The organism is Pseudomonas sp. FG86, assembly GCF_057808775.1.
The window spans coordinates 37,168-60,545 of the sequence record NZ_JBMDIS010000043.1; the positions used below are offsets into that span (position 1 = coordinate 37,168).

At 63.3% G+C, this 23,378-nt stretch carries 23 protein-coding genes; 5 read left to right on the forward strand and 18 right to left on the reverse strand.

Annotation, left to right across the window (positions count from 1 at the left end; translation table 11 throughout):
- On the reverse strand, positions 1-489 hold the full coding sequence (locus ACODSV_RS23380) for a DMT family transporter (protein ID WP_150054653.1): 489 nt from the start codon (positions 487-489) through the stop codon (positions 1-3).
- A gap of 118 nt (positions 490-607) precedes the next feature.
- On the opposite strand from ACODSV_RS23380, the gene ACODSV_RS23385 reads away from it, so the two are divergent.
- On the forward strand, positions 608-1,597 hold the full coding sequence (locus tag ACODSV_RS23385; RefSeq protein WP_150054652.1) for a LysR family transcriptional regulator: 990 nt from the start codon (positions 608-610) through the stop codon (positions 1,595-1,597).
- A gap of 133 nt (positions 1,598-1,730) precedes the next feature.
- On the opposite strand, the gene ACODSV_RS23390 is transcribed toward ACODSV_RS23385, so the two are convergent.
- The 3 genes from ACODSV_RS23390 to ACODSV_RS23400 form a co-directional block, all read right to left on the reverse strand.
- Complete coding sequence (locus tag ACODSV_RS23390; protein ID WP_024074836.1) at positions 1,731-3,050, reverse strand: Nramp family divalent metal transporter; 1,320 nt, start codon at positions 3,048-3,050, stop codon at positions 1,731-1,733.
- Positions 3,051-3,091: 41 nt separating this feature from the next.
- Positions 3,092-4,645, reverse strand: coding sequence for a DUF726 domain-containing protein (locus ACODSV_RS23395; protein ID WP_150054651.1), 1,554 nt, complete (start codon positions 4,643-4,645; stop codon positions 3,092-3,094).
- A 93-nt stretch (positions 4,646-4,738) separates the two neighbouring features.
- Positions 4,739-5,521 carry an AraC family transcriptional regulator gene (locus ACODSV_RS23400; protein ID WP_150054650.1) on the reverse strand — a complete coding sequence of 261 codons (783 nt, stop codon included), beginning with the start codon at positions 5,519-5,521 and terminating at the stop codon, positions 4,739-4,741.
- Between the two features lie 102 nt (positions 5,522-5,623).
- Between ACODSV_RS23400 and ACODSV_RS23405 the strand changes: the two genes are divergently transcribed.
- From ACODSV_RS23405 to ACODSV_RS23415, 3 genes are all read left to right on the forward strand, one after another.
- Positions 5,624-6,550 carry an EamA family transporter gene (locus ACODSV_RS23405; protein WP_150054649.1) on the forward strand — a complete coding sequence of 309 codons (927 nt, stop codon included), beginning with the start codon at positions 5,624-5,626 and terminating at the stop codon, positions 6,548-6,550.
- Between the two features lie 183 nt (positions 6,551-6,733).
- Positions 6,734-8,542 carry a monovalent cation:proton antiporter-2 (CPA2) family protein gene (locus ACODSV_RS23410; RefSeq protein ID WP_150054648.1) on the forward strand — a complete coding sequence of 603 codons (1,809 nt, stop codon included), beginning with the start codon at positions 6,734-6,736 and terminating at the stop codon, positions 8,540-8,542.
- Between the two features lie 75 nt (positions 8,543-8,617).
- Complete coding sequence (locus ACODSV_RS23415) at positions 8,618-9,172, forward strand: DcrB/PsbP domain-containing protein (RefSeq protein WP_150054647.1); 555 nt, start codon at positions 8,618-8,620, stop codon at positions 9,170-9,172.
- A gap of 131 nt (positions 9,173-9,303) precedes the next feature.
- Here ACODSV_RS23415 and ACODSV_RS23420 read toward each other — a convergent pair whose 3' ends face one another.
- From ACODSV_RS23420 to ACODSV_RS23435, 4 genes are read right to left on the reverse strand one after another with little or no spacing between them, the layout of a single operon-like run.
- On the reverse strand, positions 9,304-10,023 hold the full coding sequence (locus ACODSV_RS23420) for an alpha/beta hydrolase (RefSeq protein ID WP_150053723.1): 720 nt from the start codon (positions 10,021-10,023) through the stop codon (positions 9,304-9,306).
- Between the two features lie 11 nt (positions 10,024-10,034).
- Positions 10,035-10,790: a precorrin-6A synthase (deacetylating) gene (gene cobF / locus ACODSV_RS23425; RefSeq protein ID WP_024074831.1), complete on the reverse strand. Its 756-nt coding sequence runs from the start codon at positions 10,788-10,790 to the stop codon at positions 10,035-10,037.
- 9 nt (positions 10,791-10,799) lie between these two features.
- Positions 10,800-11,390, reverse strand: coding sequence for a histidine phosphatase family protein (locus ACODSV_RS23430; protein ID WP_150053724.1), 591 nt, complete (start codon positions 11,388-11,390; stop codon positions 10,800-10,802).
- A 47-nt stretch (positions 11,391-11,437) separates the two neighbouring features.
- Positions 11,438-12,001 (reverse strand): DUF4865 family protein, encoded by a 564-nt coding sequence (locus tag ACODSV_RS23435; protein WP_150053725.1) that lies wholly within the window; start codon positions 11,999-12,001, stop codon positions 11,438-11,440.
- 93 nt (positions 12,002-12,094) lie between these two features.
- Between ACODSV_RS23435 and ACODSV_RS23440 the strand changes: the two genes are divergently transcribed.
- Positions 12,095-12,961, forward strand: a complete 867-nt coding sequence (locus ACODSV_RS23440) for a LysR family transcriptional regulator (protein ID WP_069075763.1) — start codon at positions 12,095-12,097, stop codon at positions 12,959-12,961.
- Here the strand turns inward: ACODSV_RS23440 and ACODSV_RS23445 are convergent.
- Genes ACODSV_RS23445 through ACODSV_RS23490 form a run of 10 tightly spaced genes read right to left on the reverse strand, consistent with a single transcriptional unit; the run spans position 12,958 to position 23,013 of the window.
- Positions 12,958-13,935 (reverse strand): LysR family transcriptional regulator, encoded by a 978-nt coding sequence (locus tag ACODSV_RS23445; protein WP_150053726.1) that lies wholly within the window; start codon positions 13,933-13,935, stop codon positions 12,958-12,960. The two genes, ACODSV_RS23440 and ACODSV_RS23445, sit on opposite strands and share 4 nt — an antisense overlap.
- A 51-nt stretch (positions 13,936-13,986) precedes the next feature.
- Positions 13,987-14,928 (reverse strand): peptidylprolyl isomerase, encoded by a 942-nt coding sequence (locus ACODSV_RS23450; RefSeq protein ID WP_024074826.1) that lies wholly within the window; start codon positions 14,926-14,928, stop codon positions 13,987-13,989.
- Positions 14,925-15,395 (reverse strand): YbjN domain-containing protein, encoded by a 471-nt coding sequence (locus ACODSV_RS23455; protein WP_024074825.1) that lies wholly within the window; start codon positions 15,393-15,395, stop codon positions 14,925-14,927. The genes ACODSV_RS23450 and ACODSV_RS23455 overlap by 4 nt, the downstream gene beginning before the upstream one ends.
- Before the next feature lie 20 nt (positions 15,396-15,415).
- Positions 15,416-16,042, reverse strand: a complete 627-nt coding sequence (locus tag ACODSV_RS23460) for a hypothetical protein (RefSeq protein WP_024074824.1) — start codon at positions 16,040-16,042, stop codon at positions 15,416-15,418.
- A gap of 18 nt (positions 16,043-16,060) precedes the next feature.
- A complete protein-coding gene (locus ACODSV_RS23465) occupies positions 16,061-17,761 on the reverse strand; it encodes a putative porin (protein WP_024074823.1) in 1,701 nt (566 codons plus the stop codon).
- Between the two features lie 43 nt (positions 17,762-17,804).
- Positions 17,805-18,509: an energy transducer TonB family protein gene (locus tag ACODSV_RS23470; protein ID WP_024074822.1), complete on the reverse strand. Its 705-nt coding sequence runs from the start codon at positions 18,507-18,509 to the stop codon at positions 17,805-17,807.
- A 3-nt stretch (positions 18,510-18,512) separates the two neighbouring features.
- Complete coding sequence (locus ACODSV_RS23475) at positions 18,513-18,938, reverse strand: ExbD/TolR family protein (RefSeq protein ID WP_010211136.1); 426 nt, start codon at positions 18,936-18,938, stop codon at positions 18,513-18,515.
- An 11-nt stretch (positions 18,939-18,949) separates the two neighbouring features.
- Positions 18,950-20,749, reverse strand: coding sequence for a DUF2341 domain-containing protein (locus ACODSV_RS23480; RefSeq protein WP_150053727.1), 1,800 nt, complete (start codon positions 20,747-20,749; stop codon positions 18,950-18,952).
- Positions 20,750-20,773: 24 nt separating this feature from the next.
- Positions 20,774-22,360 (reverse strand): ShlB/FhaC/HecB family hemolysin secretion/activation protein, encoded by a 1,587-nt coding sequence (locus tag ACODSV_RS23485; RefSeq protein WP_150053728.1) that lies wholly within the window; start codon positions 22,358-22,360, stop codon positions 20,774-20,776.
- A gap of 59 nt (positions 22,361-22,419) precedes the next feature.
- The gene (locus ACODSV_RS23490; protein WP_150053729.1) at positions 22,420-23,013 is read right to left on the reverse strand and encodes a transposase; all 594 of its coding nucleotides are present in this window, start codon (positions 23,011-23,013) and stop codon (positions 22,420-22,422) included.
- Positions 23,014-23,378: the final 365 nt, after the last annotated feature.

Below are 23,378 nucleotides of genomic sequence, written 5' to 3' on the forward strand. Positions count from 1 at the left end.
TTACCCTCGTGCAATCAAAACAAGTGCCGCCACAATCAACGCCAAGGCGATCCAACGCTCGCCATTGACCCGCTTGCGCGCGGTGCCGAACCAACCGAAATGGTCAATCAGCACGCTCTTGCCGACCTGGCCCGACAGAATCGCGATCATCGTCATCGCGATACCGATATGCGGCGTGGCCAGGGTCAACACCACCACATACATCGGCCCCAGGAAGCCGCCGATCAACTGCCAGCGCGGCAAGTCGGTCAACGCCGGGCCCTTTTGCGGGCCGCTGAACAACAGCAGCAAATACAGGATGGCCGAGCCGACGCCGAAGATGCTCAAGGTCGCCCACAAGTGGCCCACCTGCACACCCAACGGCCCGAGCAAACCGGCTTCCACGGACAAGCCCATGCCCGCCAGGATCACCAGTGGCAACAACAGCAACCTGAGCACATTTTTTTTCGCGGTGGCCCGCGCCACACCCTCGATAGAACTGGCCTGCATACATCACCTGCGCTTTAACAAAGGATTGGATGGTGGGCATTATCCGGTGGCCGTGCTGTGCGATAAATGGGAGCATACGGACAACACCTTTGCGCATTACGCACAGCCTGGGGACACGATGCAGGGTTTGAATGAATTGAGTTTCAAGGCGCTGCGCCTGTTCGTCGCGGTGCTGGACCATGGCAGCTTTTCTGAAGTGGCACGTCGCGAAAGCCTGGCGCCCTCCTCCATTTCGCGGCAGATCCAATTGATGGAACAGGCCCTCGGCCAGCAGTTGCTCTACCGCCACACCCGCGCAGTGACCCCCACCGAGGCCGGGCGCCTACTTGGACGGCATGCACGCGTGATGCTGGAGCAGTTGGAAGCCGCCAGCCAGGCCCTGCAGGAACAGGACAGCGAACCCAGCGGGCTGGTGCGGATCAACGCGCCGATGGTGTTCGGCCAGCGCCACCTGTCACCGTGGCTGGGGGCGTTATGCCGGCGCTACCCGAAGCTGCAACTGGATATCCAGCAAACCGACACCTACGTTGATCCGCTGCAAGATGGCACCGACTTGCTGTTCCGCATCGGCGTGCTCAACGACTCCAGCATGCAGGCGCGCATCTTCGCCCCCCAGCGCTTTCGCATCGCCGCCAGCCCCGCCTACCTGGCCCGGCACGGCACGCCCAGGCACCCGGACGAACTGCTCAATCACCAGTGCCTGGCCTATAAAGGCATCACCGGCCAGCAGCGCTGGTTCTTCCGCAAGGGCCAGGGCGACTGGACGCCCTACAGCGTCAAGGGCCCGATCACCGGCAACCACGCCGACACCCTGACCCACGCCGCCGAACAGGGCCTGGGGCTGGTGGTGTTTCCTTCCTGGCTGATCGGCGAAAGCCTGCGGGCCGGAACCTTACAGGCGGTACTGACAGAGTACGAAGTGGCAACCACCCTGGAGCCCCAGCAGATTGCGGCGTTGTGGCCCGGGAGCCGGCGTTTGTCGCTGAAGGTGCGGACGGTGATCGATTACTTCGTGGAGTGTTTTGGGGCCGTGCCGTACTGGGATCGAGGGGAGGTACCGGTTGTGCAGAACACGTCCCCAGAGGACACGTCCTTCTTGAAAACGTAGGTTCGTTCTGATTTTTCGGGTAACTATCCCCAGGCACAAAAGGAAAACCCGTTATCCCCGATGACTTCGACGTGCCTCTACCGGACGTCCTGCTGGCGATCCTGGTGTAGACCGCCCGAGCTACCCAGCTGATTCAAAACAACCACTGCCCAAGCAACCACGCATTCGCCCCGCTGATCACCGCAAACAGAAACCACGCCAGCCACCGCGTCGGCAGCCGATTGACGAACGGCCCCATCAATTGCGGGTCGCCGGTCATGCGGATCAGCGGGTACAGCGCAAACGGCAATTGCAGGCTGAGCACCACCTGGCTGAGGATCAGCAGCTTGCCAATCGCGTCATCGCCCATCAGCCACACGCCAAGGAACGCCGGGATCAGCGCCAGCCCACGGGTGATCAGGCGGCGTTGCCAGCACGGAATACGCAGGTTGAGGTAACCCTCCATGATCACCTGGCCGGCGATGGTGCCGGTAAAGGTCGAACTCTGCCCGGACGCCAGCAAGGCGACACCAAAGAGGATGCTGGCAAAGGCACCGCCCACCAACGGGTCAAGCAGGTGGTAGGCGTCCTGGATTTCCACCACATCGGTATGACCGGTCTTGTAGAAGGCAGCGGCGGCGAGTATCAGGATCGCGGCGTTGACCAGCAACGCCAGGGCCAGGGAGCCGATGGTATCGATGCGTGCCAGCTTGACCGCGTCCTGTTTGCTGGCGAGGTCTTTGCCGATCAGGCGGGTTTGCACGATCGAGGTATGCAGGTAAAGGTTATGGGGCATCACCGTGGCGCCGAGGATCCCAATAGCCAGGTACAGCGGTGCGGCATCGCTGATGGCCGACAGTGACGGGGTGAAGCCGCTGAGCACGTCCGGCCAATAGGGTTTGATCAGCACCAGCTCGATAAAGAAGCACACGCCGATGGTCGCCACCAGCGCCAGCATGATCGCTTCCAGGCGGCGGAACCCACGGTTTTGCAGGGCCAGGATCAGCAGTGTGTCGAATGCGGTAATGACAATGCCGGTGGTCAGGGACACGCCGAGCAGCAGGTGGAACGCCAGGGCGCAGCCGAGTACTTCGGCGAGGTCGGTGGCAATGATGGAGATTTCCGCCAGCGCCCACTGGGTGCGCGCAGAGCGCGGGCTGTAGCGCTCGCGGCACAGTTGCGCCAGGTCCTTGCCGGTGGCGATACCCAGGCGCGAGCACAAGCACTGCACCGCCATGCCTGCCAGGCTGGCCAGCAGCACCACAAACAGCAGGTTGTAGCCGTAGCGTGAACCGGCCTCGATGGCCGTGGCCCAGTTGCCTGGGTCCATATAGCCGATGGAGATCAGCAAGCCGGGGCCGGCGAACATCAGCACCCGTTTGAAAAACGAGGCCTTGGGGTCAACGATGATAGAGCCGGCAACTTCCGGCGGGCAGAACGGGGCGGTAGCGACTTTCGGCAGACTGAATTTCACGCGGTATCCCAGGCAAACACACAAGACAGAGGCGCAGCTTATCAGTCGGACGCGACCGTGCGCATTACCGTCTCCCGAGGCAAATCGAATGCCTCGACCACCTGCACCACCAGGTCCATCTCCTGGTTCAGCGCCTCGCGCTCCATGCGTTGGCGAATCACGCCGATCACCAGCACCGCCAGGGTGGTAATGGAGTACGCCGGGCCGGAGAACGCACGCACACCGCTTACCACCAGCATCGCCGCCGCCAGCGCCTGGCCCACTACCGGAATCGCCGAGGCCGCCCCCCGGCGCAGGATAAACCCGGTCAGCCCCGCCAAGGCGGTGCCGCTGAGGGCCGTGGCGGCCGAACGGCCGACATCGAAACGATTGAACAGCCCCTGTTCCTTTTGCGCGGCGGCCTGGAGTTCGGCGTCGAATACTTGCCGGTCGGCGTTGCTGAGTTTGTGCTTGTACTGCTCGATCAGTTTTTCCGCGACCTGGGCTTCAATGTCGGCCAATGCAACGGTGTCCACTGGATCATCGAACTTGATCCCCAACCGCTGCGCCACGTCCTCGGCAATCTGGCGATAACTCACGCCATGGCCACGGGCCAGGTTCATAAAGCTGTCACCGCCCATGCGCTGTAGCTCGATCGCCAGCTTCAGCGGCTCGCGCACGCTGGCGTCAATCGAGGCGCTGCGTTTTTGCGCCATCAACTCGGCGAGGAATTTCAGCTCTTCCGCGCGTGCCTGTACCAACGCCGGAAACAGGTCCACGTCTTCCTCGGCAAAGCGCACCTGCGCGCTGCGCTGGTCGGCGCGGATCATGCCGCGCCGCTCCTGCAACAGGTCGGTGTACTGCACCACCGTGCGCAACTGCGGCCAATACGCGGCATGATCGAAGCTGGCCAGGTGCACATTCGTCACCTTGGCCTTGAGCGCCGGCGTGACGGGAATCGCATATCGACCGATGCAGCGCTCGGTGTCGGGTTTCAGCGCCAGGGCCCAGTCCTTGCTGGAGTGGCAGTTGATCACCCGCCCCTTGAGCGGCGCCGCTATTTCATCCCACGGGCTCGACGTACAGATCGCGCCGCCCATCAACAGCAAATTGTCCAACGGCAGTTCGCGGGCGGTGTCGGGGTTGGCCAGCACGCTCTTGACCAGGATCCGTGCGCCGAGGGAATGGCCGATCAGGTTGATGCGCCGCACGTCCAGCGATTCGCCGTGCAGGTAGCTGGCCAGCTCGGGCAATAAGGTCTTGGCCACTTCATCGACGCGCGCCTCGACGCTTTTGTAGTGATCGAGAAAATACGCGATCGCCTTGCCCACCCCCACCGTTGCCGCTCCCAGGCCACCCCCGCCGAGCATCGAGGTGATCACGTCCTTGAAGGGCGCAAACACATTTTCCAGGAAATGCCCCGCTGGCCAGAACAGCATCAGGTTGGTCGAACCTTCGATTGCCGCCAGTTGTTCCTTGAAGTTGCCCAGTTGTTGCCGGTTGAAGAATGCCGAATAACCGTGAACGTAGAGATTGAGCACATCCCCCTGGGGCTCGCCACACAGAACGAACGTGGGCTTGCGGGTGCGGTGCATTTCATCCCACTGGTGTTGCATGGGCCGGTGACTCCTGGTGACAAGGGGGAGCGATAGTAACAAAGGGCGGGCCGCTGGAAGGTGAATCCTGACCGACGCGGCAGCGGCGAGGTCTCAGAACAACGCTGCCGCCTTGGACTTGGCCAGATAGCGCGCCGGGGCGTCTCCCAGGTTGCGCCGGAACACCGCGGTGAACGCGCTGGAACTGCTGAAGCCCAGCGCGAGTGCCACCTCGGTGATGGACACCCCATGGCTGAGCCGGGCCGTGGCTTCCAGCAAGCAGACCTGCTGGCGCCAGGACACGAACGTCATACCGGTGTCCTGGAGGAAATGCCGGGTAAACGTGCGTCGACTCATGCTCGACCACGCCGCCATCTCATCGATGGAGATGGTTTGCGTCGGGGCCTCCAAAAAGCGCTGGCAAGCGCGTGCCAACCGGGGCTCGCTCGGCAGCGGTGCGCTGAGGGGAAGTTCGGGCATGCTGGCCATTTCATCGATCAACAGCGTCAGCACACAGTGATGGCGGACGCTGGCGACGGGCGACGGCCCCATCGCCAACGCCGCCTCCAACAGATGCCTGAGCAGCGGCGACACGTCAAACACCTGGCAGCGCGCCTGCAAGCCGGCCCGCGCGGCGGCGCCCGTGTCCAGGTAGGTGTTGAGCATCACCACATCACCACGCATATGCATTTCATGGGGCACGCCGCCGGGCACCCAGATCGCCCGCTGCGGCGGCACCACCCAATTGCCCAGGTCGGTGAACATTTTCAGCGCGCCGGTGGCGGCATAGGCGAACTGCCCTCGCGCGTGCGTATGCCGCGCGAACACCGTGCCGGAGGGGTATTCGCGCAGCGTCACCAGCGCATCAGGGCTGTTGGCATCAAAGGTCGGAATCATGGCCCGATAATGTCAAACCATGACCCAACCTGGCAAGCGGGCCATTTTCCAGCGCCCTAACCTCAACGCCTTTGAAACTGCGTACTGCCTCAAGGAACCCCCATGCTGAAAAAACACCTGGCGCTTGCCGTGCTCGTCACGTTGATCTGGGGCGTGAACTTCCCCCTCACCAAACTGGGCCTGCGCTCGATCGATCCGTTTGTGCTCACCGGCATACGCTTCGCCCTCGCCGCCTTGCCCCTGGTATTTTTCATTGCACGCCCCGCCGTACGGTTCCGCTACGTGGCCGCCTACGGCTTTATTTTCGGGCTGGGTATGTGGGGCGTGATCAACTATGGCATTCAGGTCGGCGTCAGCCCGGGTATCGCCTCGCTGGTGATCCAACTCAGCGTGTTTTTCACCATGGGCTGGGGCTTCGTGCTGTTCGGCGAAAAGCTCCACAAGGTGCAAGTGCTCGGTGCCTGTCTCGCCTTGATCGGGCTGGTGGGGATCATCTGGACCCAGCAAGGCGACCGTGCGCTGCTGGGCGTCATGTTGATCGTGCTCAGCGCGCTGGCCTGGAGCATCGGCAACGTCATCATCAAGCAATCAGGGGTGAAAGAGATCTTCTCGTTCATGGTGTGGGCCAGCCTGTTTCCGCCGATCCCCCTGTTCTTCATGGCGTGGTGGCTGCACGGCAGCGCACCGTTCGAACGCCTGGGCGCCCACTTGGACCTGACGGCGGCAGGCGCCATCCTGTTCCAGGTCTACCTGGCCACGCACGTTGCCTACTGGGGTTGGAACTCACTGCTCAAGGCCTACCCCGTGTCCACCGTGGCACCGCTGTCCTTGCTGATTCCAGTATTCGGAATGACCAGTTCGATGCTGATCCTCGGCGAGCGTCTTTCCACGCCGAACCTCATCTCGATTGCCATCATCCTCGTTGGCCTGGCGGTGGGGTTATACCGCAGGCCCACCCCGGCGCACGGCAAAACACGCCGTCAGCGAAAGGAGCGATCTTGCGCTGAACGTCGGGAAACCACGGGATAATGTCCCGGTTCGCGTACATCGCACGCATGCAGCCAGGCAGCGTATTCAGGACCGACCTTCGCCGGTTTCTTCAAATGCTTCCCCCGCCTTCAAGCAAACACCTCTCAAAAACACAATTTTGAAGCGGTAAAAAGCGCTCTAATAGCCGCCTGTCGATTGGTTTTAAAGATTTTGGAGTTCGCAATGCCCCATGAAGGCAACCTGTTACAAGCAGCCGTGGTGTTCCTGCTCGCCGCCGTGCTGACCGTGCCCCTCGCCAAGCGCCTGCAATTGGGCGCGGTGCTCGGGTATCTGTTCGCCGGCGTCATCATCGGCCCGTCAGTGCTTGGGCTGATCGGCAACCCGCAAAGCGTTGCGCAGTTCTCTGAACTGGGCGTGGTGTTGCTGCTGTTCATCATCGGGCTGGAGTTGTCGCCCAAGCGTCTCTGGGTAATGCGCAAGGCGGTGTTCGGTGTCGGCCTGGCCCAGGTGCTGCTCACCGGCTTGGTGATGGGCGCGGTAGCGCTGTGGCTGTTTGGCCAGGCGTGGAACAGCGCAATCGTGCTGGGGCTGGGCCTGGCGTTGTCCTCCACCGCCTTCGGCCTGCAAAGCCTGGCCGAGCGCAAGGAGCTGAACCAGCCCCACGGGCGCCTGGCCTTTGCCATCCTGCTGTTCCAGGACATCGCCGCGATCCCGCTGATCGCCATGGTGCCGCTGCTTGCCGGCAGCGACCACCCGACCAACGAAGCGCAAGGCTTGCAGCACGTGTTGCAGATCCTCGGCAGCATCGCCGTGGTGATCATCGGCGGGCGCTACCTGTTGCGCCCGGTGTTTCGCATTGTCGCCAAGACCGGCCTGCGCGAAGTGTCCACCGCCACGGCCCTGCTGGTGGTGATCGGCACGGCGTGGCTGATGGAGCTGGTCGGCGTGTCCATGGCCCTCGGCGCGTTCCTCGCCGGCCTGCTGCTGGCGGACTCGGAATACCGCCATGAGCTGGAGTCCCAGATCGAACCGTTCAAGGGCCTGCTGCTGGGTCTGTTTTTTATCAGCGTAGGCATGGGCGCCAACCTCAGCCTGTTGCTCAGTTCGCCACTGGTGGTGATCGGCCTGACCCTGTTGCTGATCGGTCTCAAGCTGCCGCTGCTGTATGCCGTGGGCCGCCTGGTGGGCGACCTCAACCGCGAAAGTGCCCTGCGCCTGGGCGTGGTGCTGGCGGCCGGCGGTGAATTTGCCTTTGTGGTGTTCAAGATCGGCCGCGACCAGGGCCTGTTCGAACCGCACCTGTACGACATCCTGGTGTTGACCATCACCCTGTCCATGGCCATTACGCCGCTGCTGTTGCTGGTGTGCCCGAAGCTGTTCAAGCCCAGGGTCAAACCGGTGGAAGTGCCCGAGGAGTACCGCGCCATCGAAAGCGACGCACCGCGCGTGGTGATCGCCGGGATGGGCCGCATGGGCCAGATCGTCGCGCGGATCCTGCGTGCGCAGAACATCTCGTTCATCGCCCTCGACACCTCGGTGGAAACCATCGAGCTGACCCGCAGTTTCGGCGGTATGCCGGTGTTCTACGGCGACCCGCAGCGCCCGGAAATCCTGCACGCGGCCAAGGTCGACCAGGCCGAGTTCTTCGTGATCGCCATGGACGACCCGGAGATCAATATCAAGACCGCCGAACTGGTGCGCAGCCTCTTCCCGCACATGAAAATCATCGCCCGCGCCCGTAACCGCCAGCACGTTCACCGCCTGGTGGACCTGGACGCGTCACCGGTGCGCGAGACCTTCTATTCCAGCCTGGAAATGAGCCGCCGCACCTTGGTGGGCCTCGGTTTGAGCCAGGCCCAGGCCGATGCGCGCATCAACCGCTTCAAGAACCACGACCTGCAAGTCCTCGCCGCCCAGCACGCGGTGTATGACGACGCGGCCAAGGTGATGCAAACCGCCCAGGAAGCCCGTGCGGAACTGGCGCGACTGTTTGAAATGGACCGACTTGAGGAAGAGTCCGACAAGGTGTAAGGCAGTGGACGAACGATCTTGCGAAATTTCTGACAGAATACCGCGCAATTTCGTTCACCACTGGAGCGCTTCCCCATGGCCACTTTCACCAAGACCGCCGTCCTGCTGGCCCTTGCGCTCAACGCCGGCAGCGCCTTCGCCGCGGCCAAGCCGGCCACGCAGACCATCTCCACCTTGGGCGGCAAGTTCACCTTCAGCCTGCCCAAGGCCTATGCGGCCGATACCTTGCCGGCCGGCAAGGCCGAGGATGGCACCGCCGATACCCAAGGCACGATGTACGCGAACCAGACCACGAAAAGTGTGGTGATTGTCGCCGAAACCGTGCGTAACGATGGGGTGACCATCCAGGATAACGACCCGCAGTTCCTCGACGGCGCGGTCGCCGGTTTCGTCAAGGACCAAAGCGCGGCCCTGCCCGACTTCAAGAAGCAAAACGAAAAGAAACTGACCTTCAAGGGCCTGGGCCTGCGCCAGGTGGACAGCACCGCCACCCAGGGCGGCGGCAAGACCTTGAACTCCACCTTCCTCGGTGGTTCGGGCAACCACCTGCTGGTGATCCAGGCCATTTCGCGGGCGGATGATGTGAAGGGGCATGCGGAGTTGGTGAAGCAGATTACCGGCGGTAAGTAACAAGTAGTCCTGACAACACCAATCAAATGTGGGAGGGGGCTTGCCCCCGATGGCGGTGGATCAGCTAATGAATCTGTTCACTGACACTGCGCTATCGGGAGCAAGCCCCCTCCCACCTTTATTCAGCGCGCTCACTTCAAATTCTTTTCCAACCAGGCTTTCAGGTCCTGGATTTCCGCTGCGCTGACGGTGTGGTTCATGCCCGGATAGGTATGGAACTCCGGCTTCAGCCCGATCTTCTCCAATACCTCATTCGCCCGCGTTGCCGACGCATAGGGCAGTGCCTGGTCCAACGTGCCGTGGCCAATGAAGATCGCCAGGGGTTCCAATCGCGAATCCGGCTTGAGCTCAGCCTTGAGCACCGGCAGCACGCTGCCACTGAGCGCCGCGATGCCGCGCACCAGCTCCGGATCACGCAATGCCACCTCGTAAGACATGATCGCGCCCTGGCTGAACCCCACCAGGAACACCCGGTCAGGCTGGGTGTGGTACTTGGCGGTGGCCTTGGCGACAAAGTCCTTGATCAGCCTGGCGCTGCTCTGCAGATCCTCAGTCACCCCATCGTAATCGCCCTCACCGGGCGTCTTGGTAAACCAGCGAAACCCGTGGGGGTCCACGGGCATGGGCGCGCGGGCTGACAGGTAGGTCCAGGTCGACGGCAGCGCATCCTTGATGCCAAACAAGTCTTCCTCGTTGCTGCCGAACCCGTGCAGGAAAATCACCAACGGCTGGTTACGCGCATCGCCCTGGGTCTGTTCCAGGTAGGACAACGGCAAGTCGGTGTGCAGGGTAGCATCGGCCTGGGCGGCGCCGGCCACCAGGGTCAGCGCCAGGGCAAACAGTTTGAGCATGGGAAATGACCTCAGGGTTTGCGCAATAAATAAGTGTCCATGATCCAGCCGTTGTCCAGGCGCGCGGCCTTGCGCACCCGTTCGATCTGTTCAGCCACGTCACTGACTTTGCCACTGATCAGGATTTCATCCGGCGTGCCCAGGTAGGCGCCCCAGTAGATATCCAGGTCCTGGTCGGCCACCGTACGGTAGGAATCTTCCGCGTCGAGCATCACCACCAGGGTATCGGCATCACTCGCCTGCCCCGCCGCCAAGCGGCGCCCGGTGGTGATCTCGATGGACTTGCCGATGCGGTTCAGCGGTACTTTGTGTTGTGCGGCCAGGGCCTGCACGCTGGTGATGCCGGGGATCACCTCGAACTCAAAGGCACAGCGGCCGCTGGCCAGGATCGCCTGCAAGATACGAATGGTGCTGTCGTACAACGCCGGGTCGCCCCACGCCAGGAAAGCCCCCACCTCACCGTCCGCCAGGTGCTCGTTGATCATGCGCTCGAACGTCTGCTGCTTGTCGCGATTGAGGTCCTGCACGGCGGTGGTGTAGTCGATGTCACCGCGCACCCGCTCGGGGCAATCGGCCTCGACGAAGCGATAGCCAGGCTCGGTGATATAGGTCTCGCAGATCTCGCGGCGCAGGTCGATCAGCTTGTCTTTGCTCTGGCCCTTGTCCATCAGGAAAAACACATCCGTGCGATTCAGTGCTTTCACGGCCTGCATCGTGATGTAGTCAGGGTTGCCGGCGCCAATGCCGATGATCAGGATGCGTTTCATGGGTTGCTCTCATTGCGGGGCGGCGATTTTGCCATGTTCGGGGGGCCAGGCGTGAGTTTCCAGGCGCAGGCGCCAGACACCGTTGAAGCGCAGCTCGGTGGCGGACAACGGCTCGACATCAATGCGGTGGAACAGCGCGACGGGATAGCGCATGACGTACAGCATCGCCGCGCGGATAACAAACGGATGGGTGACGGCCAACACATGGCCAGGCTGGCTTTCCAGGGATTCCATCCACAGCGCCACCCGCGTGCAGATCTGGTCCACCGACTCGCCGCCATGGGGAGCGCTGGCACTGTCGGTGAGCCAGGTCGTCAAGGCATCGCTGTCCAGTTGACCGATGTCCTGGCCTTTCCACTCGCCGAAATCGCCATCGCGCAGCGCCGGCTCGATCACTGCGTCGACGCCGAACAGACGCGCGGTCTCGCGGGTCCGGGCCTCAGGCCCACACAGCAGGCGTCGGCCTTTCTTGAAACTGCCAGCCAGGTGCAGCGTTGCACCTTGCCCATTCAGCGCCAGCGATTCGTCATCGGGGAAGCGCCCGCGCTTTTGCAGCGGGGTGAGGGCATGGCAAATCAATGTCAAACGGGTGGCATGCATTGCAAGTCGCTGCGACAGGAAAGATCAAGCCACCAAGACTGGCGCACTTAGCCCTGTGACGCAACGCCTTGCGCCAGATAGAGCACCTGGTAGCCCGTGCCCGGATGCTCCGCCGCCACCGGCTGGGCCGATACGGTGATGCGCACCAGGCGCCAGGCCTGCACATCCAGGGCCAGGAGCACCGCGAACGTATCGCGGCGGTCCGCCACCTGCCGGTTGCGCACTTTCTCCTCAGCCAGCCTCGCGGCCCGGTCTGCGCCCGGTTCCAGCGCCCACTCCTCTCGATACAGGCTCAAGGCGCCCTGCGCCGGCCCGCGCTGCACGTCCAGCGGCAGCCAGCTTTCAATGTGCGGCCGACCAAAGCTGTCGAGCACTTTTTGAAAGCGTTCGCCGAGCAGAAAATCGGCGGCCTGCAACGGGTCCGACCACAGGTACACCGAGGCATACAGGTTGCCCACGCCCGGTCCCTGCCCGTGTTCCTGAGCAATGAAGGCCTTGAAAATCAAACCCTCGGTGCCGTCCCATAACGGCCCCAATTGCGTCGCGCGCTGGCGAATCACGCCCATGTCGTAGTCGGCAGGCAAGCGATGTGAATACTGTTTGGCAAACATGGAAAAGCTCCCGTGCAAATTGAGGGTCCAGCTTGCGCAGCGGCGATGATTTCAACAAGATATCACCCAATATAAGTGCGATAAGGATTCGATATGACCGATGCGCCCAAACCCCTGGATATCGACACCGTGCAGGCGTTTGTGCTGGTCGCCGATTTCGCCAGTTTCACCCGCGCTGCCGAAGCCCTCGACACCTCCCAGGCCGCCATCAGCCTTAAGCTCAAGCGCCTTGAAGAGCGCCTGGGTTATCGCCTGCTGGAGCGCACCCCCCGCCATGTGCGGCTGTCGCCCCAGGGCGAACGCTTTATCGTCGCAGCCCGCGCCCTGCTCAACGCGCATGAACGCGCCCTGGCCGACCTCGGCAGTCACGCCTCCCGGCGCCTGGTGATCGGTATCAGCGACCATGTAGCCGGGCCGGACTTGCCCTCCTGGCTAAGCCGTCTCGCCGCCTACGACCCGCTGGTGATCCTGGAAGTGCGCATCGCCTCCTCCCGCGACCTGGTCGGCGCGTTCGACCGCAACGAACTGGACGCCGTGATCGTGCGCAACGAGGGCGATCGCCAGGACGGCGAAGTCTTGGCGGTGGAACGTTTTGGCTGGTTTGCCGCGCCCGGCTGGCAACACAGCCCGGGCACGCCGTTGCGCATGGCGACCATGGCCGCGCCCTGCGGCGTTCGCCAGTTGGCGACACAGGCACTGGATGCCGCGCGCATCGACTGGGCCGAAGTGTTTGTCGGCGGCGGCGTGATGGCGGTGGGGGCAGCGGTCAGCGCCGGGTTGGGCGTGGCCGCCCTCGCCCACCGCGTGGCACCGGCCGGCGCTGTGGAGGTGAGTGGGCAATACGGTTTGCCCGCCTTGCCCGTGAGTGAAGTGGTGCTCTACAGCCGCATCAGTGACACGCGCTCCCGTGAAACATTGCGTGCCCTGAGCGCGACGTTTCGTGGGGTGTTGCAGCGTTAATCAAACCACTCGCGCCGCCCGTCGAACGTACTGACGATCAACTCGACAATCATCTGCACGGCCTCGGCGTGCTGCACCTGTGCGTTCACCGCCAGCCACACCTGGCGCTGCATGCTCTCGGCGAGCAAGCCCGGCAAGGCCACCAGCCCACGGTCGAAGCTGCTCATGTAATGGGGCAACAAGCCGATGCACGCGCCGCAGCGAATCATCTCCAACATCAGCGAATAGGCCTGCACCTGCACCACTGCCGCCAGGCGTTGTTCCACCACGCGGTTCCAGGGCTGCAAGGCGTCGACCTGTATGTCGGGTCGCCACTGCACCAGCATGTAGTCGGCGAGGTCGTCGACACTGTCGGGGCGGGTCGTCAGTCGCGAGTAGCGCTTGGCGATATGCGGCAAGTAGTGCAAGCGCGCCAGGCGCTTCGGTTGCTCAGTGTGGAAACTCGGGCCCGGCGCGGGGCCATCCGCGTCGGAGAGCCACAGCACCACATCCACGTCCACCGCCTGCAGTGACAGTTGGCTGTCCAGGGAGATGATCTCCAGGCGCACGCTGGCGTTGCGGCGCAGCAAGGCGATCAGGTCGCGGCCAAGGATGTCGTGAAGGATCGGTTCGGCCACCGCCAGGCGGATCAACGGCTGCTCCAGCACCGGCAGGCGCCGCTCATGGGCCAGGGCGACCAATTGCGCTTGCAGTTGCTGGCCGTCGCGACTGAGGACCAGGCCATTGCCCTGGTAGCTGAACAGCGAATGGTGCAGCTGTTCCTCCAGCTGCGCCAGGCGTTTGCGCAGCAGGGTCGCCTTGATATTCAGGCTGCGCGCGGCCTGCATGAAACAGCCGCAACGCGCACTGACCAGGAAGTAGCGCACCACCTCCGGCTCGATCTCGCTGGCTAATGCCAGCCAGGCGCCGCGCACCGGGTTCGGCTCGCGATAGGGTGCAGGCCCCTGGGGGCCGGACGGTTCTAGAAATGCCATGGGAGACTCCCTGTCTTGTGGGGCTTGTGCATCCAATGCGGTCGACGCGTATCACTCCAGCACGGTGTTCAGCTGTGCTCCGTCGATGCTCAAGGTGGCGGTGTTGAGCATGCCTTCGAGGTACGCCTTGGCAATCTGCTCCTGACGTTGGGCGCGCAGGGCCTGGGTCAGGCGCTCGCGCAGTTCGTCGAGGGTGGCGGTACGCGCCGGTTGCTGCGCGGTGAGCTTGAGCACATGAAAACCCGCCGCGCTCTGCACCGCGTCCGACACCGCGCCGACCTTGAGCCGCGAGACCACCTCGCGCACCTGCGGTACCAGTTGCTGCAACGGCTGCAAGCCCGAATCGCCGCCCTGTTGCGCAGTGCCAGGGTCCTGGGAATATTGCGCGGCCAGGGCGGCAAAATCCGCCGGCGCCGCCTGGGCCTTGCGGCTCAGTTCCTGGGCCTGGCGCCGCACCGCGTCGACGCTTTGCGGGCCATCCACCGCGAGGAAAATCTGGCTGACCCGATACATCGGCGGCGTCACCCACTGCGCCTTGCCGCTGTCGTAGGCTTGTTGCAACTCGGCGGCGCTGGGGTAGTCGGCCGGCACCTGGCTGACGGAGAGCATGTAGTCGCGGAACACGATCTGCTCGGTGGCGGCGCGGGTCTGTTGCTCCACCTCCGGGCGCTGGCGCCAGCCCTGGGCGTCGGCCTGTTCGAGCACGGCCTTCTGCGCCAGGCGCGAACGCAGCCAGGTCTCCAGGGCGCCGCGGTTACCGCGCAGTTGCTCGCGGGTTTCGGCCGGCAGGCTCGCCAGCACGCTTTTCAGTTCAGTCAGGTCAATGTGCTGGTTGCCCAGGCGCGCCACGGCTGGCCCGCTCTGTTCGGGGCTGACGGCGGGCGCCGGCTGCTGCGCGGCGACCGGGTCGCTGCCCGGGCGCAGGCTCAGCCCCACCGCCACCACCAGCAACGTCAGCGCACCGGCGCCGACAAGCAAGGTTGGCTTTTTCACAGGATCGGCGCCTCTTCAGCCACGGGTTCAGTCGCCTGGGCCTGCAACTGCGCAGCCTGTTGGCTGTATTCACGCAGGTAGACGATAAATTCCTGCAACAGGCGGTCCCACAGCTCCAGCTGGCTGCGCAGGTGCGTGGCGCCGACGCCGGCCACCACCACGTCCATTTCCATCAACAGGAACTCGCCCTGCAACGACAACCGCGCAAAGCGGCGCGAGGCATTCCACACCTGGGCCAGGCCCTCGGGCAATGCGCCCTGCACCCGCAGCGCGCAGCTGTAGGTGAAGTCCACATAGCTGCCCGGCTCTGCCGACGGGTTGCCAAAGCGCACGGCAAAGCCAATGCCCTGGCTGGCGCTGAGCAGTTGCACGATGCCGTTCTGTTCGCTCTGGTTGACCCGGTAGCCGGCCTCTTGCAACAGCTCGGTTAAACTCTGGACGGTCACGCCGGTGATCAATTCGCTCATGGGGATCTCTTCCTTGTCTATCAGTGAGTGGCAGCTGCCTGGGGCGCGTCATAACGGGTCTTGTACAAATCGTCGCCAAAGCCCTGGGCCAGTTCCTCGAACTTGACCCGCGCACCACTGGCGAAGGGCTGGCGAATACTCATCACCTCGGCCACGTCGATTTTTTCGTAGGCCGCGAGCAACTGCTGGGCCACGCCGTACATTTGTTGATTCTTGGCTGAACATTGCTGCACTTGTGTGTCACGTTCACTCAATTGTGCTTGCAGCCGCGCGCGCTCGGCCTCTTTGCCCTTGGCGAGGGCCAGCAGTTCTTCATAGGCCTTCTTGAACTTGCCGATCTGCTCGTTGCTCGCCGCCACCTGGGCCTGCGCCTGGCTGTGCAGGCTCTGTTGCTGGCCGGCCAGTTGCTCAGCGGTACCACGGGCTTTTTCCAGCTCGGCGGTCAGTTGCTTGATCTGCGCCTGGGCCTGCTTGGCCTGGTTTTCAGCGGCCAGGCGTGCAGCGCTGGCCTGGGCCTGTTCGCTTTGCAACGCCTGCAACTGCTGGGTGGTGCTGCGCAGTTGCGTGCGCAGGCGCTCTTCCATGCCTTCGGCCGAAGCCCCGGTGGCGACCAGCGCCAACAGCAGCGCGCATATTCGCGTGTTCATGTGGCATCTCCCTGCGCATCAAAAGCGCGTGTTGAGTTCCAGTTGCATCACATCGACTTCAAACGGCGCGCCATACACTTCGGATGCGCTCAACCAACGCGCACTGGCGTAGATGTTCTTGTCGATACCGTAGTTGCCGCCAATGAAATACCCCTTGGCGTTGGTGCCGCCCAGGTGAAACGAGGAGTCGTTGAAGCCGTCGGGCAAGGCGTCCGGCTGGATGTACTTGTAGCCGGCCAAGACGTTCCAGTCGCCGCGCTTGCGCATCTCCAGCGCGCTGCCGAGGGTGAAGGAGACCATCAAGGCATTGCCGCCACTTTCAAACTGGCCATTGCTGTTGATGTTGTTGACGATCTCGCCTTCGCTGCGCTTGAGCATTTCGCCCTTGTCGTAGGCCAGGTTGTGGATGAAGTTACCCTGGGTGCGCAGCTTGAAGTCGCTCGGCAGTTCGCTGTCCCAGACCAGGTTGAGGTCCAGCACATCGAACTTGGATGCCAGGCCCACGTATTGTGGGTCCGGGGTGGTGGTTGGGGTGGCCGGGTTGGTGGTGTTGTTGCGCAGGTTGAACACGCTGTTGCCTTTTTGCATAAAGGCCACGCGGGTGCCGTCGGTGTCGCAACCGGGTGCGCCCTTCCACGTCGAGCAAGGGCTGGAGCGTTCACCCTCGATATCCTGGAACTGGTAGTACGCCGCGGCCAGCTTGAGGCGGTTGCTGCGGTTGATCTTCCAGTCCGCGCCGATCTGCCCACCGAACAGCCACTTGGTCTCACTGTCTTGCTTGTCGATGCCGTTGGTAGTGGCCGCATCCGAGGTGTATTCGACCGGGAACGCGCCCAGGGTGCCGAACAGGCCCCATTCGTTGCTGAGCGTGTGATTGAAGATCGCGGCCACGCCGTCGAAATTGAGGTCGGTGGAATACATCATGTCGGTGGAGTAGAACGGGTTGGCGATACGCCCCGCGGTCAGGGTCATGGCATCGTTGGCTTTCCAGCTCAGGTAACCCTGGTCGAGCCAGATGTCCTTCTTGCCAAAGCCACCGCCCAGGGTCTGGGTGGTGGACACCGGGTTATTGTCAGAGCCGGTGCCCAGGCGAATACCCGCGGTCCACTCCGGCGAGATCACCGCTTTCATGCCCAGGCGCGCGCGCAGGCGGAACAGGTTCTCGCGGTCCTGGGTGGTGTTGATCAACGGCGGGAACTTGGTGTTCGAGTTCTTGTTGACGTCATACGGGCCGGTGTCATTGAGCTTGGCGAAGTCGGTGATTTCCGGGCTGTTGTTGCCTGAGAAGTAGCGCGACTCGTCACGCAGGCGGATATCGCCATCGAAGCTGATGCGCGAGACCCAATCCGGGAAGGTATTGGGCTGGGCCCAGTTTTCCTGCTTGGCGGTGGCCATCACCTCGGCTTTGACCTGGTCGCGGATCTGGTCGCGCACCGCCTGCGGCACGTACTGCACGCGCACATCCCCAGGCGCCGCCGCCGGGCCGCTGGCGACCACCGGGGCGGCATTGGCCTGGCGTGCCTGCTGGGCTTCTTTTTCCGCCTGGGCAATCAGCCCATTGGCGGTGTCCTGGGTCAGTACGCCTTGTTGCACCAGCAGGCGGATCAGGTTGATCGTGACGTTTTCCGAAGGCGCGACCGGGGCTGCAGCCGCCTGGCCGACCAGGGTCGCGATGACCATGCCGACCGCCAGGGTCAGTCGATTCACGGGGGAAATCATGTGTACGCAACTCCTGTAAAAAACTGCGAATAAGTAGGTTTGTTCAATCCGGGCGCCGACCCTTGAGGGACAGGCGTACCGGCAGGGTCACTGACGCAGGAACACGTTGCGTGGCATGGGGTGTGCGCAATGCCGCCAGCACCTGGGCATCGGTCTCGGCGTCGCCGCTGGACTTGGCCAGTTCAACCCGCGTGACCTGGCCCTCGGCGCTCAACCACACGTCCGCCTGTACCGCGTAGGCCTTCTTGCGTAACTCCGGGTCTTCCCTCAGCAGGCGCTGAAACACGCCGGCCAGGTACTGCTTGTAGGTACCGGCACCGAGGCCACCGCCGCCACTGCCCGCCATGCCGCCGCCCTTGCCCGCGCCGATGTTGAAAGCGTCATTGCCCGATTGCGCGTCGCCGTCGATCTGCATCGGGTTGGCCAGATCATCGGCCGGCGAAGGCGGTGCTTCTTCTGCCGGCTTGACCTCCTCGGGTTCAGGGGTGGGCACCGGCTCAGGGACTTTTTCCTCGACCTTGGGCTCGGGTTCCTTGGGTTTTTCCGGCGGCGGTGGCGGCGGTGGCGGCAACGGGATAATCGTCGGCACCTTCGGCGCTTCGCGGCGTACACCACTCATGTCATTGGCCCATTGCCAGAGGAACCAGGCCGCCACGGCGCCCAGCAGCAGGCCGGCGCCCCACTTCAGCGGGCGCAGCGGCGGCTTGTTCTTTACCGGCAACGGCGGCATCGGGATCTGTGCAGTCATGGCTCAGCCCTGGCTCGGCTTGCCGGTGACCAGCCCGACCTGGGACAGCTCCAGCCGCCGCAGCAAATCGAGCACCTCGATCACCTTCTGGTACTGCACCATGGCGTCGCCGCGCACGATCACCGGGAAGTCCGGGTTCAGCGCTTTCTCGATGCGCAGGCGTTCTTCCAGCTCGCCGAGGGTGACCGGGTAGGCATCGAGGAACACCTGGCCGCCATCGTTCACCGAGATGGCCTTGGTCTTGGCCTCGGACAACGACACCGAGGCGCTGGCCTTGGGCAAGTGAATCTGGATGCCCGAGACCTGGGCGGTGGCGGTGAGGATAAACATCACCAGCACCACCATCAGCACGTCCACCAAGGGCGTGATGTTGATGCTGTCGACAGCCGCGTCGTCATCATCGTCGTGGGAGGCATTTACGGAAGCCATGGCGATTCTCCTCAGGCCGAAACCGGCGCGTGGTGCGGAGCACGGTGCCCCGCTTCACTGAACTGGCTCTCGCCGTGCATCTCCGCCAGGCGGGTGATGAACTCGTCGACAAACACGCGCATGTCGGCGCTGACTTCCTTGTTGCGCGTGATCAGGCGGTTGTAGCCAAACAGTGCGGGAATCGCGACAAACAGCCCCATGGCCGTGGCCAGCAAGGCGGCCGCCATGCCTGGGGCGATGGCGTTGATATTCACGTCACCGGCCATGGCCGTACCGAGGAACACCACCATGATCCCCAGCACCGTACCGAGCAGGCCGATATACGGGCCGCCGGCGATGGCGTTGGACAAGGTCGAGAGTTTGGAACTGAGCGCCTGGTTTTCACGGGTGCGCACGCCGTCCATGGAGCAACGGATGGCTTCGATGGTCGCCGCCGACACCGACGACGTGTCGGCGCCCTGGGCGCGACGGGTGCGGATCTCCTTGATCGCCACACGGTACAGGCGCCACAGCGAGGAATGCGTCAGGCGTTCGGCGAGCACGGCGTCGTCATAGAACATTTCCAGGCGCGTGCCGATCTGCGCGAACTGTTCGCGAAATACCTCGTTGGCACTGCTCACGCGGCTGACCATGCGGTTCTTGCGGATCATGATGAACCACGACTGGAACATCATCGCCACCAGCACCAGGATGATCACCCAGGCGTCCGCCGGCACGGCTTTGAGCAAAAAGCCCAGGCTGCCGAAACCGAAGCCCGACTGCTCTTCATCCACCCCGTAGGCCACCAGTTTCGACTCGGCGCCCTGGGCGCTCGCGTCGGCCAGCAACAACGCAGCCGGGCGGGCCACCTTGGACAGGCGCAACTCATCGATGGCCCCGGCGAACGGCAGGTGCGTGCTACCGGCTTCGGGCAGGTCGGCGCCAATCGCCCATTGTGAATTCAGCGCGGGCATGGCCACTGCCAGGCTCGCGGTTTCGCGGCCATTGACATACAGCGCGACTTTTTCACCCTCGGCGGTGAACGCCAGGTGCTGCCATTGGCCAGGGTTGAGCGGCTGGGTCGACGCCGCGCGCTGGCCGTCGATCTCGACAAACGGCATGCCCTGGTTCACGCCCAGCAACAGGCTGTGGGGGCCATCACGGCGGGCCACGACGATTTGCTCGCCGCTGGCCTGGTCCAGGCGCAGCCAGGCGCTGAAGGTGAAGGCGCCACCCGCGGCGTGTTGCAGCGATGGGCTGGCCGGTAACAGCAGCGGCTGGCCGCCGAACTGCAAGGCGCGGCCGATCACACCGTCGATGCTGGTGCCGGTGGCGTTCAGCGCGGTGTTGGCATAGGCCGTGGTGTCACGCGGCGGCGTCGCATTGGCCCCGTCAAAGTGGTAGATCGCGGTGTAGTTCGGGTCGAAGGTCAACTGGCCGTTCGCCGTGGCCGGGGCCTTCTGGTTGCCGTAGTACATCCACAGGTCCTGGCGTTGGCCGCCCTCGACCTTGGGCACATCGACCCAGATCAGCGCCATGCCCATCAGCGGGTCGAAGCTTTCAATCTGGTGGTTGAACACCGTCTTGTCGTCGGCACTGACAAAGCGCAGGTCGCTGCCGTCGTCCTTGACCCCGTCAAAGGTGAAGTTGCCGGTGTGCAGGCGCACCAACAGCGCGGTACGGCCCAGGGCCTGGTTGATCGCCGCGCCTTGGGCGGTGGTGTCCACGCTGATCTGTTTGCGGTAATGCCAGTCGTCTTGCCACCAGGCATGGGCAGTGGCCGGGAGCGCGAAGCCCAGGCAGATCAACAGGCTCAGGATTAGGCGTTGCATGGGAAGAGTCTCCGGGGAAAAGGGTCAGAAAGTCGCCTGCACACTGAAGTGCAGTCGCGAGTCCTGTTTCTGGGTGTTCGGTCCGTCGAGCAGCGGGTAGCCCCAATCCAGGCTGCCGGACAACCATTTGCTCAAACTGGCGCGGGTGCCCAGGCCGACACTGGCCAGGCTGTATTCGTCTTCCTGCTCGGGCAGCGGGTCATGCAGGCGCAGGCGCGCACCTTCGGCGAACGCATAGAAGCGCCACTCCTGTACGTAGCTGCCGAGGAACTTGGCCAGGGACGGTGTGCGCAACTCCTGGGAGAGCAGGAAACCTTCATCCCCCGTGCGCTCTGCCGCCAGGTAGCCGCGCACCGAGGTGGCGCCGCCGGCGGAATACTGCTCGTTGGACACCAGCGGCCCCGAGGCCAACTGGAAGCCGGTCTTGCTCGCCGACTGCCAATCGTTGGCGAAGGTGTAGGTGTAATTCAGGTCGCCCTTGAGCACGGCGAAGCTGGCACTGGCCTTGTAGCGCTTGTTGTCGAACGCTTTAGCGTCGCTGCCATAACCAAAAAATGCGCGGGTGCCGACGATCAGGTTCAAGCCCAGCCCCAACTGGGATTGCTCGGTGTAGCGATAACCGTTGTAGCCAAAGGTCAACGGCGCGTACTTGAGCGGTACCTGGTCGCTGCTGTTGCCGAACCTCATCTCCTCGTCGAAATCCTTGAAGTCGATCCCGAACGAAAACGAATTGGCCCAGTTGCCTGCCGCCGGCAGGTTGTAGATGGCCGATACCCCGTAGGAGTGGCCCTTGCCCAACACGTTGCTGCCGCCGATGGTGGCGATGTTGCTGTCGGACTGGTAGCCGGAGAACTGCAAGGTCCAGCGCTCATCCAGCGGGGCGCTGTAGGAACCCGACCAGACCTTGGCATTCGAGCTGTCCTCGGGGGCGGTGAAGTAGGTCAGGGAAATGCTGTGGCCCAGTTGCCAGAGGTTGTCGTAGCCCAGGGTCGCGACCGAGCGCAGCTTCTCGGTGTCGGCGCTGTAGTCGTTGTTCAGGCCGAGACTGGCGTGCCAGGGGTTCTGGTCTTCCACCTGCAAATCCACGTCCATGGTGCCGGGGCGCTGGCCTTCGCGAACCAGCGGCGTAACCTGCCGACCGGCGCTGCGGTTGAGCCCGGCCAGCTGGCTTTGCACCGAGGTGAAATCCGGCACGGCGCCCTCTTTCAGGCCCGGCACTTCTTCGCGAATTTCCACGGGTGAGTAATGCTTGGCCCCAACGACGCGCACGCGGCCGACCTTGGTTTCGCTGACTTGCAGGAACACGATGCCGTCATCGACCTTCTGCTCGGGCAGTTCCACAAACACCGACTGGTAACCCCGTGCCTGGTAGATCTTCTGCAATGCATCGCGGGCGCCTTCGATATCGCCCAGGGTCTTTTGCGGGCCGAGAAACGGGTACACCGCCTCCTCGATCGTTGCGGCATCGAGCACGGTATTGCCGCGCACGAAGTACTCGTTGACGTCCACCCGGCGCGCCGGGGCTTCGCCCTCTTCGGCCAGCACCGGCTGCGCGAAGGCGCCCAGCGTCAGGCAGCACAACGCCAACGTTGACTTGAACAGATGCTCCACACAGCCCCCTAAGTGTCTAAAATATTGCGCCGTCGCCGTGTATATGGCGTTTGGCCTGCTCAATTGCGGATGGTCGAAAGCTGGCTGTGCCGGGCCAGCCAGGTGTGCAGCAGCGCGAAGTTCAGGGAGAACTCCTGCATGTGCAGCAAGGCGCCGCCAAACACGTCACCGATGATGGTCTGGATCAGCTGCACCGCCCGAGGGTTGTTCAGCAAGGTGGCAATGTCGCGTTGCAGGACGTGGAGGCCCCACACCTTCTGGTGCAGGTCGAGGCCGACGAACCAGCGGAACAGCAGGTTGTAGTTGAGCTGCTCGTGCAGTTGCTGTTCGCTGGGCACCGAGTACAGCAGTTGCAACAACAGGATCTGCAGCACGGTGCGCGGTGCGATCAGCATCCCCGGGGCGGGCTGCAGCAGGTCGGGGTGCCGGTCGAACACCTCGTCGATCTGCGGGCGCAGCAACACCAGCGAATGGCTCGCCGGGATGTAGCTGGAGACTTCCTTCAAGGCGCCCTGCCAATCGTCCTGGGAGACGATCCACACCCACGGTGCGCCGTAGCGGTACACCGAGACCGGTTTCTTGCGCGCGGCTTCGACGATCTTCGACAGGCGCTGGTCGAGCTCCTGCATGCCGACTTTCGAGTAACGTTCCATAGTTCCCATTTGCCCCACTCCTGGCGTCCTGCTGACGGCTGGGGAGGTGATTTGTGGTCGCCTCCAGCACGTTACATAGGCAAGACGGGGATGGGGGGGAGCTACCGAACTTTTGTCATGAAAGCTTCATTTGGGATTGGGTGGGGGGCAATTTTTTGGGTGGGGGTTGGGGGGGGGGCATATCCGTTGCTGTGGTAATGGCGGGTGGTCCGTGTACATATCCGTTTCTGCGGTAACGGCGACTGGCGGTTCCGCCCTTACGGCGGGTCACTTTTGGAAAAGAGCCCCAAAAGTAACCAAAAGGGCTCTTGCCCCACCACTCGGCACCTCGCTTAGGCTCGGTGTGCCCGAACGAAGGCTTGAAT

Excerpts from the sequence above, each read along its gene's own strand:
- ACODSV_RS23490 (WP_150053729.1), bottom strand. The coding sequence starts at position 23,013 with ATGGAACGTTACTCGAAAGTCGGCATGCAGGAGCTCGACCAGCGCCTG.
- ACODSV_RS23435 (WP_150053725.1), bottom strand. The coding sequence starts at position 12,001 with ATGTTTGCCAAACAGTATTCACATCGCTTGCCTGCCGACTACGACATG.
- ACODSV_RS23420 (WP_150053723.1), bottom strand. The coding sequence starts at position 10,023 with ATGCTCAAACTGTTTGCCCTGGCGCTGACCCTGGTGGCCGGCGCCGCC.
- ACODSV_RS23460 (WP_024074824.1), bottom strand. The coding sequence starts at position 16,042 with ATGAACACGCGAATATGCGCGCTGCTGTTGGCGCTGGTCGCCACCGGG.
- ACODSV_RS23440 (WP_069075763.1), top strand. The coding sequence starts at position 12,095 with ATGACCGATGCGCCCAAACCCCTGGATATCGACACCGTGCAGGCGTTT.
- ACODSV_RS23445 (WP_150053726.1), bottom strand. The coding sequence starts at position 13,935 with ATGGCATTTCTAGAACCGTCCGGCCCCCAGGGGCCTGCACCCTATCGC.
- ACODSV_RS23430 (WP_150053724.1), bottom strand. The coding sequence starts at position 11,390 with ATGCATGCCACCCGTTTGACATTGATTTGCCATGCCCTCACCCCGCTG.
- ACODSV_RS23380 (WP_150054653.1), bottom strand. The coding sequence starts at position 489 with ATGCAGGCCAGTTCTATCGAGGGTGTGGCGCGGGCCACCGCGAAAAAA.
- ACODSV_RS23455 (WP_024074825.1), bottom strand. The coding sequence starts at position 15,395 with ATGAGCGAATTGATCACCGGCGTGACCGTCCAGAGTTTAACCGAGCTG.
- ACODSV_RS23395 (WP_150054651.1), bottom strand. The coding sequence starts at position 4,645 with ATGCAACACCAGTGGGATGAAATGCACCGCACCCGCAAGCCCACGTTC.
- ACODSV_RS23415 (WP_150054647.1), top strand. The coding sequence starts at position 8,618 with ATGGCCACTTTCACCAAGACCGCCGTCCTGCTGGCCCTTGCGCTCAAC.
- ACODSV_RS23385 (WP_150054652.1), top strand. The coding sequence starts at position 608 with ATGCAGGGTTTGAATGAATTGAGTTTCAAGGCGCTGCGCCTGTTCGTC.
- ACODSV_RS23465 (WP_024074823.1), bottom strand. The coding sequence starts at position 17,761 with ATGATTTCCCCCGTGAATCGACTGACCCTGGCGGTCGGCATGGTCATC.
- ACODSV_RS23400 (WP_150054650.1), bottom strand. The coding sequence starts at position 5,521 with ATGATTCCGACCTTTGATGCCAACAGCCCTGATGCGCTGGTGACGCTG.
- ACODSV_RS23480 (WP_150053727.1), bottom strand. The coding sequence starts at position 20,749 with ATGCAACGCCTAATCCTGAGCCTGTTGATCTGCCTGGGCTTCGCGCTC.
- ACODSV_RS23405 (WP_150054649.1), top strand. The coding sequence starts at position 5,624 with ATGCTGAAAAAACACCTGGCGCTTGCCGTGCTCGTCACGTTGATCTGG.
- ACODSV_RS23475 (WP_010211136.1), bottom strand. The coding sequence starts at position 18,938 with ATGGCTTCCGTAAATGCCTCCCACGACGATGATGACGACGCGGCTGTC.
- ACODSV_RS23410 (WP_150054648.1), top strand. The coding sequence starts at position 6,734 with ATGCCCCATGAAGGCAACCTGTTACAAGCAGCCGTGGTGTTCCTGCTC.
- cobF (WP_024074831.1), bottom strand. The coding sequence starts at position 10,790 with ATGAAACGCATCCTGATCATCGGCATTGGCGCCGGCAACCCTGACTAC.
- ACODSV_RS23470 (WP_024074822.1), bottom strand. The coding sequence starts at position 18,509 with ATGACTGCACAGATCCCGATGCCGCCGTTGCCGGTAAAGAACAAGCCG.